This window comes from Uliginosibacterium silvisoli, from assembly GCF_036017035.1.
Taxonomy (GTDB): domain Bacteria; phylum Pseudomonadota; class Gammaproteobacteria; order Burkholderiales; family Rhodocyclaceae; genus Viridibacterium; species Viridibacterium silvisoli.
On the sequence record NZ_JAYXHS010000002.1, the window covers coordinates 561,301 to 577,124 of the forward strand.

At 61.1% G+C, this 15,824-nt stretch carries 15 protein-coding genes; 13 read left to right on the forward strand and 2 right to left on the reverse strand.

From position 1 onward, the window contains the following. Positions 1 to 93: 93 nt before the first annotated feature. From ppx to VVD49_RS12180, 6 genes are read left to right on the forward strand one after another with little or no spacing between them, the layout of a single operon-like run. Positions 94 to 1,623 carry an exopolyphosphatase gene (gene ppx / locus VVD49_RS12155; RefSeq protein ID WP_327599446.1) on the forward strand — a complete coding sequence of 510 codons (1,530 nt, stop codon included), beginning with the start codon at positions 94 to 96 and terminating at the stop codon, positions 1,621 to 1,623. Positions 1,624 to 1,672: 49 nt separating this feature from the next. Then, positions 1,673 to 2,803, forward strand: a complete 1,131-nt coding sequence (locus tag VVD49_RS12160) for an MlaE family ABC transporter permease (protein WP_327599447.1) — start codon at positions 1,673 to 1,675, stop codon at positions 2,801 to 2,803. Next, on the forward strand, positions 2,800 to 3,567 hold the full coding sequence (locus VVD49_RS12165) for an ABC transporter ATP-binding protein (RefSeq protein ID WP_327599448.1): 768 nt from the start codon (positions 2,800 to 2,802) through the stop codon (positions 3,565 to 3,567). The genes VVD49_RS12160 and VVD49_RS12165 overlap by 4 nt, the downstream gene beginning before the upstream one ends. A 34-nt stretch (positions 3,568 to 3,601) precedes the next feature. Beyond that, positions 3,602 to 4,546, forward strand: coding sequence for an MlaD family protein (locus VVD49_RS12170; RefSeq protein WP_327599449.1), 945 nt, complete (start codon positions 3,602 to 3,604; stop codon positions 4,544 to 4,546). Continuing rightward, positions 4,543 to 5,139: a hypothetical protein gene (locus VVD49_RS12175; RefSeq protein WP_327599450.1), complete on the forward strand. Its 597-nt coding sequence runs from the start codon at positions 4,543 to 4,545 to the stop codon at positions 5,137 to 5,139. The genes VVD49_RS12170 and VVD49_RS12175 overlap by 4 nt, the downstream gene beginning before the upstream one ends. A 24-nt stretch (positions 5,140 to 5,163) precedes the next feature. Next, positions 5,164 to 5,982, forward strand: coding sequence for a TatD family hydrolase (locus VVD49_RS12180; protein ID WP_327599451.1), 819 nt, complete (start codon positions 5,164 to 5,166; stop codon positions 5,980 to 5,982). A gap of 72 nt (positions 5,983 to 6,054) precedes the next feature. On the opposite strand, the gene VVD49_RS12185 is transcribed toward VVD49_RS12180, so the two are convergent. Then, positions 6,055 to 8,637, reverse strand: coding sequence for a [protein-PII] uridylyltransferase (locus VVD49_RS12185; protein WP_327599452.1), 2,583 nt, complete (start codon positions 8,635 to 8,637; stop codon positions 6,055 to 6,057). 3 nt (positions 8,638 to 8,640) lie between these two features. After that, positions 8,641 to 9,465, reverse strand: a complete 825-nt coding sequence (gene map / locus VVD49_RS12190) for a type I methionyl aminopeptidase (protein ID WP_327599453.1) — start codon at positions 9,463 to 9,465, stop codon at positions 8,641 to 8,643. Positions 9,466 to 9,753: 288 nt separating this feature from the next. Here map and rpsB point away from each other — a divergent pair, with 288 nt between their 5' ends. The 7 genes from rpsB (at position 9,754) to ispC (ending at position 15,824) form a co-directional block, all read left to right on the forward strand. Continuing rightward, positions 9,754 to 10,506 (forward strand): 30S ribosomal protein S2, encoded by a 753-nt coding sequence (rpsB, locus tag VVD49_RS12195; RefSeq protein WP_327599454.1) that lies wholly within the window; start codon positions 9,754 to 9,756, stop codon positions 10,504 to 10,506. Between the two features lie 152 nt (positions 10,507 to 10,658). Continuing rightward, positions 10,659 to 11,558 (forward strand): translation elongation factor Ts, encoded by a 900-nt coding sequence (gene tsf / locus VVD49_RS12200; RefSeq protein ID WP_327599455.1) that lies wholly within the window; start codon positions 10,659 to 10,661, stop codon positions 11,556 to 11,558. Between the two features lie 82 nt (positions 11,559 to 11,640). Further along, positions 11,641 to 12,354 carry a UMP kinase gene (pyrH, locus tag VVD49_RS12205; protein WP_327599456.1) on the forward strand — a complete coding sequence of 238 codons (714 nt, stop codon included), beginning with the start codon at positions 11,641 to 11,643 and terminating at the stop codon, positions 12,352 to 12,354. Positions 12,355 to 12,364: 10 nt separating this feature from the next. Beyond that, positions 12,365 to 12,922 carry a ribosome recycling factor gene (gene frr / locus VVD49_RS12210; RefSeq protein WP_327599457.1) on the forward strand — a complete coding sequence of 186 codons (558 nt, stop codon included), beginning with the start codon at positions 12,365 to 12,367 and terminating at the stop codon, positions 12,920 to 12,922. Positions 12,923 to 12,983: 61 nt separating this feature from the next. Further along, on the forward strand, positions 12,984 to 13,769 hold the full coding sequence (gene uppS, locus VVD49_RS12215; RefSeq protein WP_327599458.1) for a polyprenyl diphosphate synthase: 786 nt from the start codon (positions 12,984 to 12,986) through the stop codon (positions 13,767 to 13,769). Continuing rightward, on the forward strand, positions 13,762 to 14,562 hold the full coding sequence (locus VVD49_RS12220) for a phosphatidate cytidylyltransferase (RefSeq protein ID WP_327599459.1): 801 nt from the start codon (positions 13,762 to 13,764) through the stop codon (positions 14,560 to 14,562). Before uppS ends, VVD49_RS12220 begins: the two co-directional genes overlap by 8 nt. 74 nt (positions 14,563 to 14,636) lie before the next feature. Continuing rightward, positions 14,637 to 15,824, forward strand: coding sequence for a 1-deoxy-D-xylulose-5-phosphate reductoisomerase (gene ispC / locus VVD49_RS12225; protein ID WP_327599460.1), 1,188 nt, complete (start codon positions 14,637 to 14,639; stop codon positions 15,822 to 15,824).

A 15,824-nucleotide genomic window follows, 5' to 3' on the forward strand; every position in this document is an offset into this window, starting at 1 on the left:
CGCTCTTTTTGCTGAGGCCTTGGCGGGCAAGCTTGGGCCTCCGGGTATCCGCGATACAATGCGCCCTAACCGTTTCAGGAAGTCGCTCAAGCCATGAATCATGAACTCGTCTGCGCTGTGGATCTCGGCTCGAACAGCTTCCGGCTGATCGTTGGCCGCGTGGTCGGCGACCAGATCTATGCGCTGGACAATCTCAAGGAGCCAGTGCGCCTTGCGGCAGGGCTGGGGCCAGACAAGATGCTCGATCAGGCTGCGCAGATGCGCGGCCTCACGGCTTTACGGCGTTTCAACGAGCGCTTGCGCGGCTTTGCGCCGGATGCCGTGCGTTGTGTTGCCACCAATACCCTGCGTGTAGCCAAGAACAGCCCCGAATTTCTCGTCCGCGCCGAAGAAGCGCTGGGTTTCCCGATCGAAGTCATTGCCGGCCGTGAGGAAGCACGTCTTATCTACGTTGGCGTGGCCCACACCTTGCCCGAGCCAGACCTGCAGCAGCTGGTCGTGGACATCGGCGGCGGTTCGACCGAGTTCATCATCGGCCGCAGCTTTGAGCCCATCCAGCTGGAATCGCTCTACATGGGTTGCGTCAGCTACACGCTGCGCTATTTCCCGGATGGTGCAATCGAGCGCGCCAGCATGCGCGAGGCCGAACTGGCCGCGCGCCAGGAGTTGCAGGCCATCGTCAGTGCGTACAAGCAAAGCGGCTGGGAACTGGCGGTCGGCTCCAGTGGTTCGGCCAAGGCCGTGTGCGACGTGCTCGAGCTCAATGGTTTCTCGTCCAGTGGCATCACGCGCGACGGTCTTGAAAAGCTGCGCAACGTGATGCTCAAGGCCGGACATGTCGACAACCTGCAGCTTGAAGGGCTGAAGTCCGATCGCATGCCCGTTTTCATGGGTGGCTTTGCCATCTTGTCGGCGATCTTCAAGGAGTTCGAGCTCGAGCACATGGTGTTCTCGGATGGCGCCTTGCGGCTTGGCGTGCTCTACGACCTGCTGGGTCGCTACCATCGACATGACCTGCGTGATGCCACCGTCGCGGCGTTTACGAAGCGCTACCAGGTCGAACGCAAGCAGGCGCGCCGCGTCGCTGACACCGCCTTGAGCTTGCTGACCCAGTTGCATCCGGAGTGCGCGGATCCGGAGAGTCCTGATCGCCGCTTCCTCGAATGGGCAGCGCTGTTGCATGAGATCGGTCTGTCGGTCGCGCATTCGAGCTATCACAAGCACACCGCATACATCCTCGCCAATGCGGATATGCCGGGGTTTTCGCGCATGGATCAGGGGCGCCTCGCGCGTCTGGCCCTGGCGCATCGTGGCAAGCTCGAGCGCGTCCAGTCGATTGATCCGGACAGCCCGGACTGGGATCTGATCCTGTGCTTGCGCCTGGCTGTCGTCGTACATCGCGCGCGCGATACGCGTTCGCCGACCGGTCTTGGCGTGGAGCGCGACAAGCGCGGCCACGTCCTGCATGCAGCGGCCGACTGGTTGCACGACATGCCGCTGACCGCCGCGGCCTTGCAGGAAGAAGAGCAGCAGTGGGCGCGACTGGGTCGCACGCTGCGCCTCAAAGTCAGCAAACAGCCGATTCAAGCAGCAGGGCAGCAGACCCCATTGGCAGCGGGCTGATCGTGATCTTTACCCGGCACGGTCGCGCAGCGCTGCGGAGCGCAAATCGATGAAGTTGCGGGCCCACCATGCAGAAGCCTTGACGCCGCCGCGCATTGATATCACCCGCGCCGGCTTTGCCCTGCATGGGCACTGGACGCTTGCCTGCATGCGCCCGCGCCTGCATGCCTTGCGGCGCGATCTGGCCAGTTCGGCCGCCGAGATGAGTTGGGATCTGTCGGGGGTCGAACGCCTCGACGCCTTCGGCGCGTTGCTGCTGTGGCGCACCTGGGGTCAGCGCTACCCTGAGGCACTCGTCATGCCGGGCCTGCTGGTCAACTCATTCGAGCGCATCCAGCACCCGCCAGAACCTGAGCCGCCACCGCCGCCACATCGCATGCATTCCCTGTTCCAGCGCCTGGGTCAGGGATTGCTGGAGGTGGGCAGTCATGTGCGCGGCATGATCGAACTCATCGGGCACGTCACCTCCGAGCTATGGCGGCTACCGCAGCACCCGGGAGAAATTCCCTGGGTCGAGACTTCGGCTGCGGCATACAAGACCGGCGTGCAGGCCTTGCCGGTAGCGGCCTTGCTGGGCTTTCTGATCGGCATCGTGCTGAGCTATCTGTCAGCGCTGCAGTTGCAGAATTTCGGTGCTGAAACCTTTCTGATCAACATCCTGGGCTTTGGCGTCATCCGAGAGCTGGGCCCGGTGCTGGTGGCCATTCTGGTGGCGGGTCGTTCCGGCTCGGCCATCACCGCGCAGCTTGGGGTCATGCGCGTGACGGAGGAGATCGATGCGCTGGCCGCGATGGGGGTGTCGCGTCATCAGCGCCTGATCCTGCCCAAGGTCGTGGCGCTGACGCTGGCCATGCCATTGCTGGTGGCCTGGACGTCCGGGCTGGCATTGGTGGGCGGCGCACTGGCCGCCAAAATGCAGCTGAATATCGACATCTGGAATTTTTTCGAGCGTCTGCCCACCGTGGTGCCGCTTGGCAATATCGGCATCGGATTGGGCAAAGGTGCGGTATTCGGCATGACCATCGCCATGATCGGCTGCCACTATGGTTTGCGAGTCAAACCGAACACCGAGAGCTTGTCGACGAATACCACGGCGTCGGTGGTGAGCAGCATCACGGCCGTGATCATCATCGACGCGATCTTTGCCGTGCTGACGCGCACCCTGGGGGTGCCGCGATGAGTGTGGTCGATATCGTGGACGTCAAGACCAGTTTCGGGCGCTTGCAGGTGCACGATGGCATCAACCTGTCGGTGAAGCAGGGCGATCTGCTGGCGCTGGTCGGCGGCTCGGGCGAGGGCAAGACGACTCTGCTGCGCCACATTGCCGGTCTGTCGGCGCCAACCTCGGGTGAAGTGCGTCTATTCGGTGAGCGCTATGACCAGGGGAGCTACCGCGAACGGCGTCTGCGCCGGCAACGCTTCGGCATGCTGTTCCAGCACGGCGCCCTGTTCTCGGCCCTGACTGTCTACGACAACATCGCCTTTCCCTTGCGGGAACTTGGCGGCCTGCACGAAGACGAAGTGGAAACGCTGGTGATGAGCCGTCTGGCGCTCGTCGAACTCGATCCGCATACGGCGCGGCAGATGCCTGCCCAGTTGTCGGGCGGCATGATCAAGCGTGCCGCGCTGGCTCGAGCCCTGGCGCTGGAGCCGGAACTATTATTGCTGGATGAGCCTACGGCGGGCCTGGATCCTGATCGAAGCGCGGGCTTCGTGAGCCTGGTTCGCAGCCTGCATGACTCACTGGGCTTGACCGTCGTGTTCGTCACGCACGACGTAGACAGCCTGCTGGCACTGGCGAATCGCGTTGCCGTGATGGCGGATCGCCGTATACTGGCCTGTGACACGCCGGAAGAAATCATGTGTCTCGATCATGCCTTCATCGACACCTTTTTCCGGTCGCTGCGGCAGTACGACGAACCCATGACACCGTGGATGCGCTAGCGCGTCCAGACAAGAAACCGAGGCGCTGGAGACAATGGAAAATCGCGCGCATGCCTTCGCTGTGGGCTTGGTGGCATTGCTGCTGATCAGCGGCATTCTGCTGACCCTGTGGTGGTTCGGTGGCGGAGGAGAGGAGTTCCGCACCTACGAGCTCGAGACCAGCAAGGGCGTCACCGGGCTCAACAATCAGGCTGCCGTACGCTTTCGCGGCGTGCGGGTGGGGCGGGTCATGTCCATCGATCTGGACGATACCGACCCCTACAAGGTGATCGTTCAGATTCGCGTCCGCAAGGACGTGCCGATGACTTACGGCACGGTCGCCACGCTGGGCTTCCAGGGCCTGACCGGTAATGCTTTCGTACTGCTCGATGACACGGGCAAGGATCCGCGCCCCTTGTTGCCCAAGGGGCAAGACCCTGTGCGCATCGCGTTGCAGCCCGGCTTGATCGAACAGGCGAGTGATACGGGCCGCAAGGTTATCGGCCGACTCGACGAGGCTTCGCAGAATTTCGCGCGATTGATGCGGCCGGAAAATATCGACCGCATGGATACGATGCTCAAGAACCTGGCGAGTAGCACCGAGCATCTGAACAAGACATTGGAGCAGGCTCCGCTGCTGGTGGGCGATGTGCGCCGCATCGTGTCGCCGCAGACTGCTGAGCAGCTGCACACGGCGGTTGCCCAGTTCAGCGAGGTAAGCAAGAAGCTCTCGCCGGCCATCGATAACTGGAACCGCACGCTGGGCAGGGTCGAGGCGGCGGGGACGCGTATCGATCGTCTCGGTGCGGATCTGCAGAGCGGCTTGGTGGGCGACACCTTGCCGCGTATCAATGCGCTGACCACAGAGCTGCAGAGCACCTCGGCGCAGCTCAATTTCTTCCTGAATGACATCCAGCGTTCGCCGCAAAGCTTCTTGCTGGGCCAGCAGCCTGGCTTGCTTGGACCAGGTGAGACAGCCGCGCCGAGAGAATCAAAATGAAAAACATCCAGCTGAAAAGCCTGCTGCCCTTGGCTACGCTTCTGCTCGTGGCAGCGTGCTCTCTGCCGAATGCCGCACCTACGCTGACGCAACACGATCTCGGTGGCATGTTCCCCGCCGGCGCTGCGCGCAGCCCTGTGGCCTTACGCAACGTGCAGGTCGTGGCCCAGCCCTTGGTGGCCTCGCTGGACATGCAGTATCGCGAAGCCGCGCAGCCTACGCGGCGTGGCAAATATGCACTCAACCGCTGGGCCGCCAGCCCTGCGTCGATGGTGGAGACCGGGCTGGTGCGCCAACTTGCGCCGGATGGCAACGGGCGCTGCCGCCTGCAGTTCAGCCTTGCCGAGTTCATCATCGAAGTAGATGCCAGCGGCAAGTCGCGGGCAGTGGTGGCGGCAGACGCCATCGTTGTGCGCGATGCGCAGACAGGCGTGCCAGCCGCATCGCTGAGACAGGGTTTTGATGTAACCGTGCCGATGCAGGAGACCAGCCCCGCAGCCGGCGCGATGGCTTTGCGTGAGGCTGTGACCCGACTGGCGAAGGACTCATCCGCCTGGCTGGGTGGTGAGCCCAATCGTTTCTGCGCGGGCTGACGCCGCTCGGCGAGGGCTGGTCAGATGAGCACGTCCGCGGCTTCCGTCCCTCCCTTGCCTGACCTGACTGCTGCGGCGCTGACGCTGATCGATTCGCACATTCATCTCGATGCGGGCGAGTTCGACACGGATCGCGATGCTGTGATCCAGCGTGCGCAGGCCGCCGGTGTATCGCGTTTCGTCATTCCTGCCGTGGGCGTCTTCAATTTTGAAAGCGTACGCGAGCTGGCTGCACGCTTGCCGGGCAGCGTCTGCGCCCTCGGTATCCACCCCCTGTACGTCGACGCAGCCCGGGAATCGGACATCGACATCCTGCGTGAACAACTGGCACGCGGTGGCGTGTGTGCGGTCGGTGAGATCGGCCTCGATGGTTTTGTCGAGGGTGCCGATCCAGCACGTCAGGAATGGTTCTTCGTCGAACAGCTCAAGCTGGCACGTGAGTTTGATCTTCCTGTCATATTGCATGTGCGCCGCTCGCAGGATCGTGTACTCAAGTACCTGCGTCGCTACAAACCACGTGGCGGCATTGCACACGCCTTCAACGGTAGCGTGCAGCAGGCGCAGATCTTTATCGATCTGGGTTTCGTGCTGGGCTTCGGCGGTGCAATGACCTATAGCGGCTCCACGCGTATTCGCGAACTGGCGGCGCGCTTGCCGCTCGAAGCGCTGGTACTCGAATCCGACGCGCCGGACATTCCGCCGACCTGGTTGCCGCAAGGACGCAACGAGCCGGAGAACGTCGCGCGTTTCGCGGCTGTCCTGGCCGAATTGCGTGGCGTGGAGCTTGCGCAGATTGCAAGGCAAACAACTGCCAACACACAGGCCGCGCTTGGACTGTCCTGAATTGCTTTTCTGTTGAGCACAGCGAGCAAGCCAACAAGGCCGGCGATACGCGTAGCCCTTTGATGGCGTGTTCTAGACCCGCAGGCGCTCCATCAGATCTGACTCCAGCTGCACGGTCTTGCCGCTGTTCTCGAGTGACGGGCTGCTCACAAGGAAGGTGTCTTCCGCGCGCTCACCCAGTGTGGCGATCTTGGCTGTATGCAGGTTGATGCCATGTTCGGCCAGCGTGCGTGCCACGGTGAAGAGCAGACCAGGTCGGTCGGCGGCAACAATGGAAAGGATGAAGCGCTGACCGCGTTCGTCCGGTTGCAAGCTGACGGCAGGCGTGATCGGGAAATGCTTCAGCTGGCGGGACACTCGACCGGAGGTGGGGGCATCGATCGCTGTCTGGTTGGCGAGTTTGTCTGCCAGTTCGTGTTCGATCAGGCTGATGACGTCTCGATAGTCGCTGTCATGGCCGGGGTCGAAGACGACGAAGCTGTCCAGTGCGTAGCCGCGGTTGGTGGTGTGGATCTTGGCGTCGAGAATGGTGTAACCCATGCGACTGAAGTAGGCACACAGACGCACGAACAGATCTTTCTGGTCGGGCGTGTAGACCATGACCTGCAGGCCTTTTTCGATCGGGCTGGGGCGTGCTTTGACGATGGGGCGTTCGGTATGCGCGCAGTGATAAAGCATGCGTGTATGCCAGGCGATTTCCTCGATGTCGTGGCGCAGGAAATACACCGTGTCCAGATCGGCCCACAGCGCGTTCTCAACGTCTGGAACAAGGCCATAGAAGCGCAGACGTTCGCGCACTTGTTCGCGGCGTTCGTCGAGGCCGAGTGCCTGTTGCGGCGTGTCGCCACGCAGAAGCTGACGGCTGGCCATGAACAGATCTTCCAGCAGTTTGCCTTTCCAGCCGTTCCACACTTTGGGGCTGGTGCCGCGGATATCGGCGTGCGTGAGCAGGTAGAGCGCTGTGAGACGACGTTCCGTCCCGGCCATTGCAGCGAAGTTGCGGATGACGTCCGGGTCGGCGAGATCCTTCTTCTGCGCCACTTGTGACATGCCCAGGTGTTGTTCGACCAGCCAGACGACGAGCTCGACATCTTCCTTGACGAAGCCGTGCTCGCGACAGAAACGGCGCGCGTCCGCCATGCCTAGCTTGGAGTGATCGCCACCGCGTCCCTTGGCGATGTCGTGAAACAGCGCAGCGAGATAAAGCACCCAGGGGCGCTGGAACTCGGCCATCAAGCGCGTCATCAGCGGGTACTCGTGACCGTGCTCTTCCAGCGCAAAGCGGCGAACATTACGCACGACCTGCAGGATGTGCTGATCGACCGTGTAAACGTGGAACAGATCGTGTTGCATCTGACCGACGATGCGACCGAATGCCGGGATATAGGCGCCCAGCGTTTCGTACTGGTTCATGCGGCGCAGCTCGTGGGTCTGGCCGCGCGGCTGCTGGAAGATCGATACGAAGTTGGCGCGATTGACCGGGTCGCGGCGGAACGCCGCATTGATCAGTTTGCGGCCATGCCACAGCGCACGCAGCGTGCGCGCGCTCATGCCCTTGAGCTCGTGGTGCTTCTGCATCAGCAGATAGCTTTCGAGCATTGCAGGGGGATGACGCTCGAAAACCTGGTCGTCGACGATGTCGAGCAATTCGCCCGTGATCTGGAAGTGCTCGTCGATCGGCCGTGATTCGGTGTGCGAGATCTGCGCGTAACGGGCGCCGATGTTCTGCAGGATCAGCGTGTTGAGCTGAGTGATCTTCTTTGCGGCGCGGTAGTAGCGCTGCATCATCACTTCCGATGCGCGCTTGGCCTTGGTGGCTTCAAGGCCGAAAGCGCGCGCCAACGCTTCCTGTACATCGAAAATCACGCGGTCTTCGCGGCGACCTGCGATGTAATGCAAGCGGATACGCACTTGCTGCATGAAGCGTTCGACGGCATTCAGGTCGCGCATTTCCTCGCGCGTGATGAGCCCTTGCTTGGCCAGATTCGACCAGCGCGTGCCGAGGCCGGCTGCCAGGGAGATCCAGATGATGACTTGCAGGTCGCGCAGACCGCCCGGGCTTTCCTTGCAGTTCGGCTCCAGCGCGTAAGGCGTCTGATTGAAGCGGTTGTAACGCTGTTCCTGCTCCGCGCACTTGGCGTGGAAAAACGACTCCGGGTTGAACTCGATGTAGATGCGTCGCAGGAACTCGCGATACAGCGGCAGGCTGCCGGTCAGGCGCCGCGATTCCAGCATGGTCGTCATCACGGTGACGTCCTGCGCCGATTCGATCATGCATTCATCGACCGTGCGTACGCTGTGACCGATGTCGAGGCCCAGATCCCACAGGAAGCCGATGTAGCGTTCGACCTTGCCGCGCAAGACTTCGTCCGGCTCATCCGTTGGCATCAACACGAGGATGTCGACGTCCGAATAAGGGTAGAGCTCGCCCCGCCCGTAGCCGCCCACGGCGACCAGCGTTACTTCAGGCGGGAGCGCACAGAGTTGCCAGAGCTCGCCCAGCACGCCATCGACGAGACGTGAGCGCCCTTGCAGCAGGCGCGCGGAACGCTTGTCGGTTTCGTAAGTCTGGCGCAGCAGAGCATTGCCCTCCGCCAGCTTCTTGCGCAGCGCGTCGATCTGACCGCGGTCAGGTGTAGGAGCGGAGAGGCTCATGCGTCAGCTGGCGAGGCGGACGCCGGTGCCGCTGACGAAGTCGGGAATCGCCGGGTAACCTTCGGAGACTGTCAGTACTTCCGCGCCGTCGGCTGTGACGACCAGGGTGTGCTCCCACTGTGCCGACAGCGAGCGATCGCGCGTAACGATGGTCCAGCCATCGGGGAGCTCGGAAATCGCGGCCTTGCCGGCATTGATCATCGGCTCGATGGTGAAGATCATGCCTTCGCGTAGCGCCATGCCCGTGCCGGGACGGCCGTAATGCACGATCTGCGGCTCTTCGTGGAACTTGCGGCCGATGCCGTGGCCGCAGAACTCGCGCACGATGGAGAAGCCTGCGCCTTCGGCATGCTTCTGGATGACGTGACCGATATCGCCCAGTGTCGCGCCCGGCTTGACGGCCGCAATCCCCAGCCACATGCACTCATACGTGATCTGGCTCAGGCGTTTGGCCTGGATGCTGGCGTCGCCAACGATGAACATGCGGCTGGTGTCGCCATGAAAGCCGTCCTTGATGACGGTCACGTCGATGTTCAGGACGTCGCCTTTTTTAAGCGCCTTGGGGCCGGGAATGCCGTGGCAGACCTGGTGGTTGACCGAGGTGCAGACCGATTTGGGGTAGGGCGTGTAGCCCGGCGGGCAGTAGTTGAGTGGTGCCGGAATCGTGCCTTGCACATTGACCATATAGTCGTGACAAAGCTTGTCGAGCGCTTCGGTGGTGATACCGGGCTGGACGTGCGGGGTAATGAAATCGAGGACTTCGGAGGCCAGACGGCCTGCAACGCGCATCTTTTCGATCTCTTCGGGGGTCTTGATGACAACACTCATTGCTACAGCACTTTGTGAAACGGGGAAGGGTCAAGGCTAACGCACTTGGCGGGTCGGGGCAATGTGAGCGCCAGTCCGGACTGCGCTTTTGACTTGAATTTTCAAGGCTCCCGCTGCTACAATGCTCGGCTGTGTCGCTTTCAGTACAGCGGAAGCAACACAAATTCGCACGCCGGCGGATCGGGTTCGTCCCTGAGGAAGTTCTGAAGTTCTTCTCAAGGGCGCTGTGCATGGCAGTTTGCATGCAACCGCAGGCGGAGGCTAAACCCTGAAATCTGGAGTATCAAAATGTCTGTAACCATGCGTCAAATGCTGGAGGCTGGTGTTCACTTCGGTCACCAGACCCGTTTCTGGAATCCCAAGATGGCTCCGTACATCTTCGGCCATCGCAACAAGATCCACATCGTCAATCTGGAGAAGACCCTCCAGAAGTACAACGAAGCCATCAGCTTCGTGAAGAAGCTCGCTGCCAACAAGGGCACCGTGATGCTGGTCAGCACCAAGCGCCAGGCTCGCGAAATCATTGCCGAAGAAGCGCAACGCGCCGGCATGCCTTACGTTGATGAGCGTTGGCTCGGCGGCATGCTGACCAACTTCAAGACGGTCAAGGGCTCGATCAAGCGCCTGAAGGAAATGGAACAGATGTTCGAGGAAGGCTCGCAAGATCGCCTCTCCAAGAAAGAAGCCCTGATGGCAAAGCGCGAGCTCGAGAAGCTGCAAAAGTCCATCGGCGGTATCAAGGACATGAACGGCCTGCCGGACGCGATCTTCGTGATCGACGTCGGCTACCACAAGATCGCCATCACCGAAGCCAAGAAGCTGGGTATTCCGGTTGTGGCCGTGGTTGATACCAACCACAGCCCGGAAGGCGTCGACTACGTCATTCCAGGCAATGATGACTCCAGCCGCGCAATCCGCCTGTATGCACAAGGCATTGCCGATGCAGTGATCGAAGGCAAGAACAACCTCGTGCAAGACGTCGTGGCAGCCGTGTCCGACGACTTCGTCGAAGTGCAGGAAGGCGCTGCTGCACAAGCGTAATACTGCAATCTGAAAATCGCAGCCGGGGGCGTGGGCGTCAATTGATCGCTGGCGCAACCGGCTGTTTTTTGTGTGCAATCGTATTTGCGACCTTGCGTTTGTTGATCAGCAACGAGCGCAGGGTGGCTTGATTGAAAATCTGGAGAGCAAGCATGGCTGCAATTACCGCAAGCATGGTGGGTGAACTGCGCGCAAAAACCGACGCGCCGATGATGGAATGCAAGAAGGCTTTGACCGAGGCCGATGGCGATCTGGCCAAGGCTGAAGAGATCCTGCGCGTCAAGCTGGGCAACAAGGCCGGCAAGGCTGCCAGCCGCGTGACGGCCGAAGGTATTGTCGCAACTTACATCTCTGCCGATGGCAAGCTGGCTTCCATCGTCGAAGTGAATTGCGAAACCGACTTCGTTGCCAAGAACGACGACTTCCTGGCTTTCAGCAAGGCTGTTGCCGAACTCGTTGCTACCAAGAACCCGGCCGATGTCGCTGCCATCGCTGCGCTGCCGCTGCAGGATTCGACGGTTGATGCCGTGCGCGTGGCACTGGTCGGCAAGATCGGTGAGAACATTTCGATCCGTCGCTTCCAGCGCGTCGAAGCGCAAGGCAAGGCCGAGCAGTACATCCACGGCGGTGCCAAGGTTGGCGTGCTGGTTGACATCGTTGGCGGCGAAGAAGGTCTCGGCCGTGACATCGCCATGCACATCGCAGCCAGCAAGCCAAAGGCACTGGACGCGTCGGGTGTCGATGCAGCGTTGATCGAAACCGAACGTCGCGTGGCGATCGAGAAAGCCAAGGAATCCGGCAAGCCGGAAGACATGCTGGCCAAGATCGCCGAAGGCACGGTGCAGAAGTTCCTCAAGGAAGTGACGCTGCTGAGCCAGGTGTTCGTGAAGGCTGAAGATGGCAAGCAAACCATCGAGCAACTGCTCAAGGCCAAGTCCGCATCGGTGGCCAGCTTCACGCTGTTCATCGTCGGCGAAGGCATCGAGAAGAAGGTGAACGACTTCGCTGCCGAAGTCGCTGCCCAAGCGGCAGCTGCCGCAGCTGCACGCTAAGTAGTTCTGGACGTGGGCTCGCAAGAGCCCACGTTGCCGATAGGCGGACCGCAATGGTCCGTGATACCCGATAGGAGAAAAGATGGCTGCTGCCTACAAACGCATTCTGCTCAAACTCTCCGGCGAGGCACTGATGGGTGATGATGCTTATGGCATCAACCAGTCTGTGGTTTCGGGCATCGTCAAGGATGTGGCGGAGATCGCTCGCCTGGGCGTGGAGATCGGCATCGTGATCGGTGGAGGCAACATCTTCCGCGGTATGGCGGGTGCGGCATCCGGAATGGATCGCGCCACCGCCGACTATATGGGTATGTTGGCAACCATCATGAACGCCATGGCGCTGGCCGATGCATTCGGGCATGCCGGGCTGACCGCGCGCGTCCAGTCTGCGCTGCGTGTTGATCAAGTGGTCGAGCCGTACATTCGCGGTCGTGCCATCCGCCACCTCGAGGAAGGCAAGATCGTCATCTTCGCAGCCGGCACGGGCAATCCATTTTTTACCACCGATACGGCTGCAGCACTGCGTGGGAGCGAGATCGGTGCGCAGATCGTCTTGAAAGCAACGAAGGTTGACGGTATCTATACGGCTGATCCGAAGAAAGATCCGTCGGCGACGCGTTATACGACGGTGACCTTCGACGAGGCCATCGCACGCAATCTTCAGGTGCTGGATGCCACGGCCTTTGCGCTGTGTCGCGACCAGAAGTTGCCGATCAAGGTTTTCAGTATCTTCAAGCCGGGCGCGCTGCTACGCGTCGTTCAGGGCGAGGACGAAGGTACTTTGGTATACGTATAAAGGGCAGAGCATGATTCCCGATCTGAAGAAAACAGTTGAAGGCAAGATGCAGAAGTCGATCGAGGTCTTGAAGAACGACCTCGGCAAAGTGCGTACCGGCCGTGCATCGACCGGCTTGCTGGATCACATCATGGTGGACTACTACGGTTCGCCGACCCAGCTCACGCAAGTCGCCAATGTGAGCTTGCTGGATGCCCGCACGCTGGGCGTGCAGCCATGGGAAAAGACCATGCTGGCCAAGGTCGAGAAGGCCATTCGTGATTCGGATCTGGGGCTGAATCCCTCCGCCGTCGGTGACGTGGTGCGCGTGCCGATGCCCGCACTGACCGAGGAGCGTCGTCGCGAGCTGATCAAGGTTGTGAAGGGCGAGGGCGAGGATGCCAAGGTTGCCATCCGCAATCTGCGTCGTGATGCGAACTCGTCGCTGAAGGATGCGCTCAAGGCCAAGGACATTGCCGAGGACGAAGAGCGTAAGGCCCAGGACGATGTGCAGAAGCTGACTGACAAGTACATTGCCGAAGTCGACAAGATGCTTGCCCAGAAAGAACAGGATCTGCTGCAGGTCTGAGCCTCGCATCGCAATCCTCAGTCGTTTCGATTCTTTATCCCTCGCGCGGAGCCCGGCCACCATGCCTTTGTCGCGTTTGTTCAGCTCTACGCGCGAAATCCCGGAAACATCAGCGGTGCCGCGGCACATTGCCATCGTTATGGATGGCAATGGCCGCTGGGCGCGCAAGCGGTTTCTGCCGCGCGTAGCGGGCCACAAACGTGGCGTGGAAACGGTGCGCAGCATGGTCAAGCTGTGCATCGAGCGTGGCATTGAAAACCTCACCCTGTTTGCGTTCAGCTCCGAAAACTGGCGGCGGCCGCAGGAGGAGGTTTCTTTCCTCATGAATCTCTTCCTGCAGGCCCTGCAGGCGGAGGTTGCCCGGTTGCACAAGAACAATATCCGTCTGCGCATCGTCGGTGATCTGTCGCGTTTCGATGCCACCCTCGTGCAGACGATCCGCGATGCCGAGGCCATGACGGCGGGCAATACCGCACTGACCCTGTCGGTGGCGGCGAATTATGGCGGTCGTTGGGACATCGTCAATGCAGTAAACAGCATGCTTGCTGCGCATCCCGACAAGCGCGATGCCTACTCCGAGGCCGATCTGGCGCCTTTCCTGTGTCTTGCCGATGCGCCGGAGCCCGATCTGTTCATCCGCACCGGTGGCGAGCAGCGCATCAGTAATTTCCTGGTGTGGCAGTTGGCCTATACCGAGTTCTATTTCACGGATCGCTTGTGGCCTGATTTTGACGAAGAGGCTTTCGACGAGGCGATCCGTTCGTACCAGCAGCGCGAGCGCCGTTTTGGCCGCACCAGTGAACAAGTCAAACTCGACAGCGACGAAAGCCCAGCCAAACATGCTTAAGACCCGGATTCTTACGGCCCTCGGGCTCGTTGCAGTCCTCTTGCTGCTGGTTTTTCTGGCGCCTGACTGGGCGTGGGGGCTGACCATTGCCGCCATCGTCTGGCTGGCCAGTGGCGAATGGTCGCGCCTCGTTCATGCCAGCCCGGTCGGGCGTTACGTATTTGGCGTGCTCGCAGTGCTGCCGATCGTGGCATGGAGTTTTGCCAAGAGCGACGAGATTCTGCTGGGAGCCGCCTATGTTGCGTCACTCGCCTTGTGGGTGTTTTCCGTGCCGGTCTTTCTGCGTTTCCAGATTCGGCTGGATGGCGTTTACGCGCGCTTCGGTTACGGCTTGCTGATTCTGGTTTCGACGGCTTTGGCCCTGATTGAACTGCGCCGCGCCGGTCCATGGGTATTGATCTGTTTCATGCTGCCCGTGTGGATTGCAGACGTCGCCGCCTTCTTCGTGGGCCGCAAGTGGGGGCGGGTGAAGCTTGCGCCGACCATCAGCCCCGGCAAGAGTCGCGAAGGTGCGCTGGGGGCTCTGGTGGCTGTCGGCTTGTATGCCGTCGGGATGCATTTGTTCGCGCCCGGTCTGGCCAGCCAGGTCAATCTGTTTCTGGTTATCGGCTTGGCGCTCGTCTTTGCCTGCCTGAGTATCGCGGGCGATCTATTCGAGTCGCTGCTCAAGCGCCAAGCCGGTGTGAAGGACAGCGGGACGCTGCTTCCTGGTCATGGCGGGGTACTCGACCGCGTCGACAGCCTGCTTTCCACCATGCCGTTAGCGGGCTTGTTGTGGATGATCTTCCACTAAGGTCGCGTGGCCAGTTCGCATTGGCCGGCGTGTCGTGATCGACTGAAGTTCTTTCCGTCAGGTTTGCAGCAATCATGCAGAAACAGGTACTGACGATTCTCGGAGCGACCGGCTCCATCGGTGTCAGCACGCTCGATGTTGTGGGGCGGCATCCGGATCGTTTTGAAGTCTTTGCCCTGACCGGCAATTCCCGCATACAGATTCTGGCCGAGCAGTGTCGTCGCTTTGAGCCGCGCTATGCCGTCGTGGCCGGGCCCGATGAGGCGCGTGGCTTGCGCGAACTGCTGGGGGCGCAATCGACGGTAGAGGTGTTGCATGGCGCTGTAGCGCTGGATGACGTCGCAGCCGCGCCGGAAGTGACAACGGTGATGGCTGCCATTGTCGGTGCGGCAGGGCTTTCCTCGTCATTGGCTGCGGCACGGGCGGGAAAGCGTCTGCTGCTGGCCAACAAGGAAGCGCTGGTGATGGCAGGCGAGGTTTTCATGGACGTCGTGCGCGATGCCGACGCAACTTTGTTGCCCATCGACAGCGAACACAACGCCATCTTCCAGTCCCTGCCGCCTGGCTTCGACTATGGCCTGCATGCTTGTGGGGTGCGGCGCATCATCCTGACTGCATCTGGCGGGCCGTTCCGCCAGACACCGCTCGAGCAGCTGGCCGCGATGACGCCAGAGCAGGCGTGCGCGCATCCCAACTGGGTGATGGGGCGCAAGATCTCGGTGGATTCGGCCAGCATGATGAACAAGGGGCTGGAAGTCATCGAGGCGCGCTGGCTGTTCGGCGTGGAGGCCGACCGCATCAAGGTGCTGATCCATCCAGAGAGCGTGATCCACTCGATGGTGGATTACAACGATGGGTCGGTGATGGCGCAATTGGGTAACCCCGACATGCGCACGCCGATTGCACATGCGATGAGCTATCCGGAGCGGATCGATTCGGGTGTGTCGAGTCTCGACCTGTGTCGTGTCGGCAAGCTGACTTTCGAAGAGCCCGATCTGCAGCGCTTCCCATGCCTGCGACTGGCCTATGAAGCTCTGCGCATTGGAGGCAGCGGGCCAACGACGCTGAATGCAGCCAACGAACTCGCCGTGGCCGCCTTTCTCGACGGCTCCGTACGTTTCGATCAGATCGCGCAGGTCGTTGAAGCGGTACTGGAGAACTTGCCTGCACAGCGTCTGTCCGATCTGCGAGCCGTGATGGACGCAGATGAAGAGGCGCGCATGAGCGCGCGCGCGGTCGTCCAGTCGCTGGCCAGGGGCTGA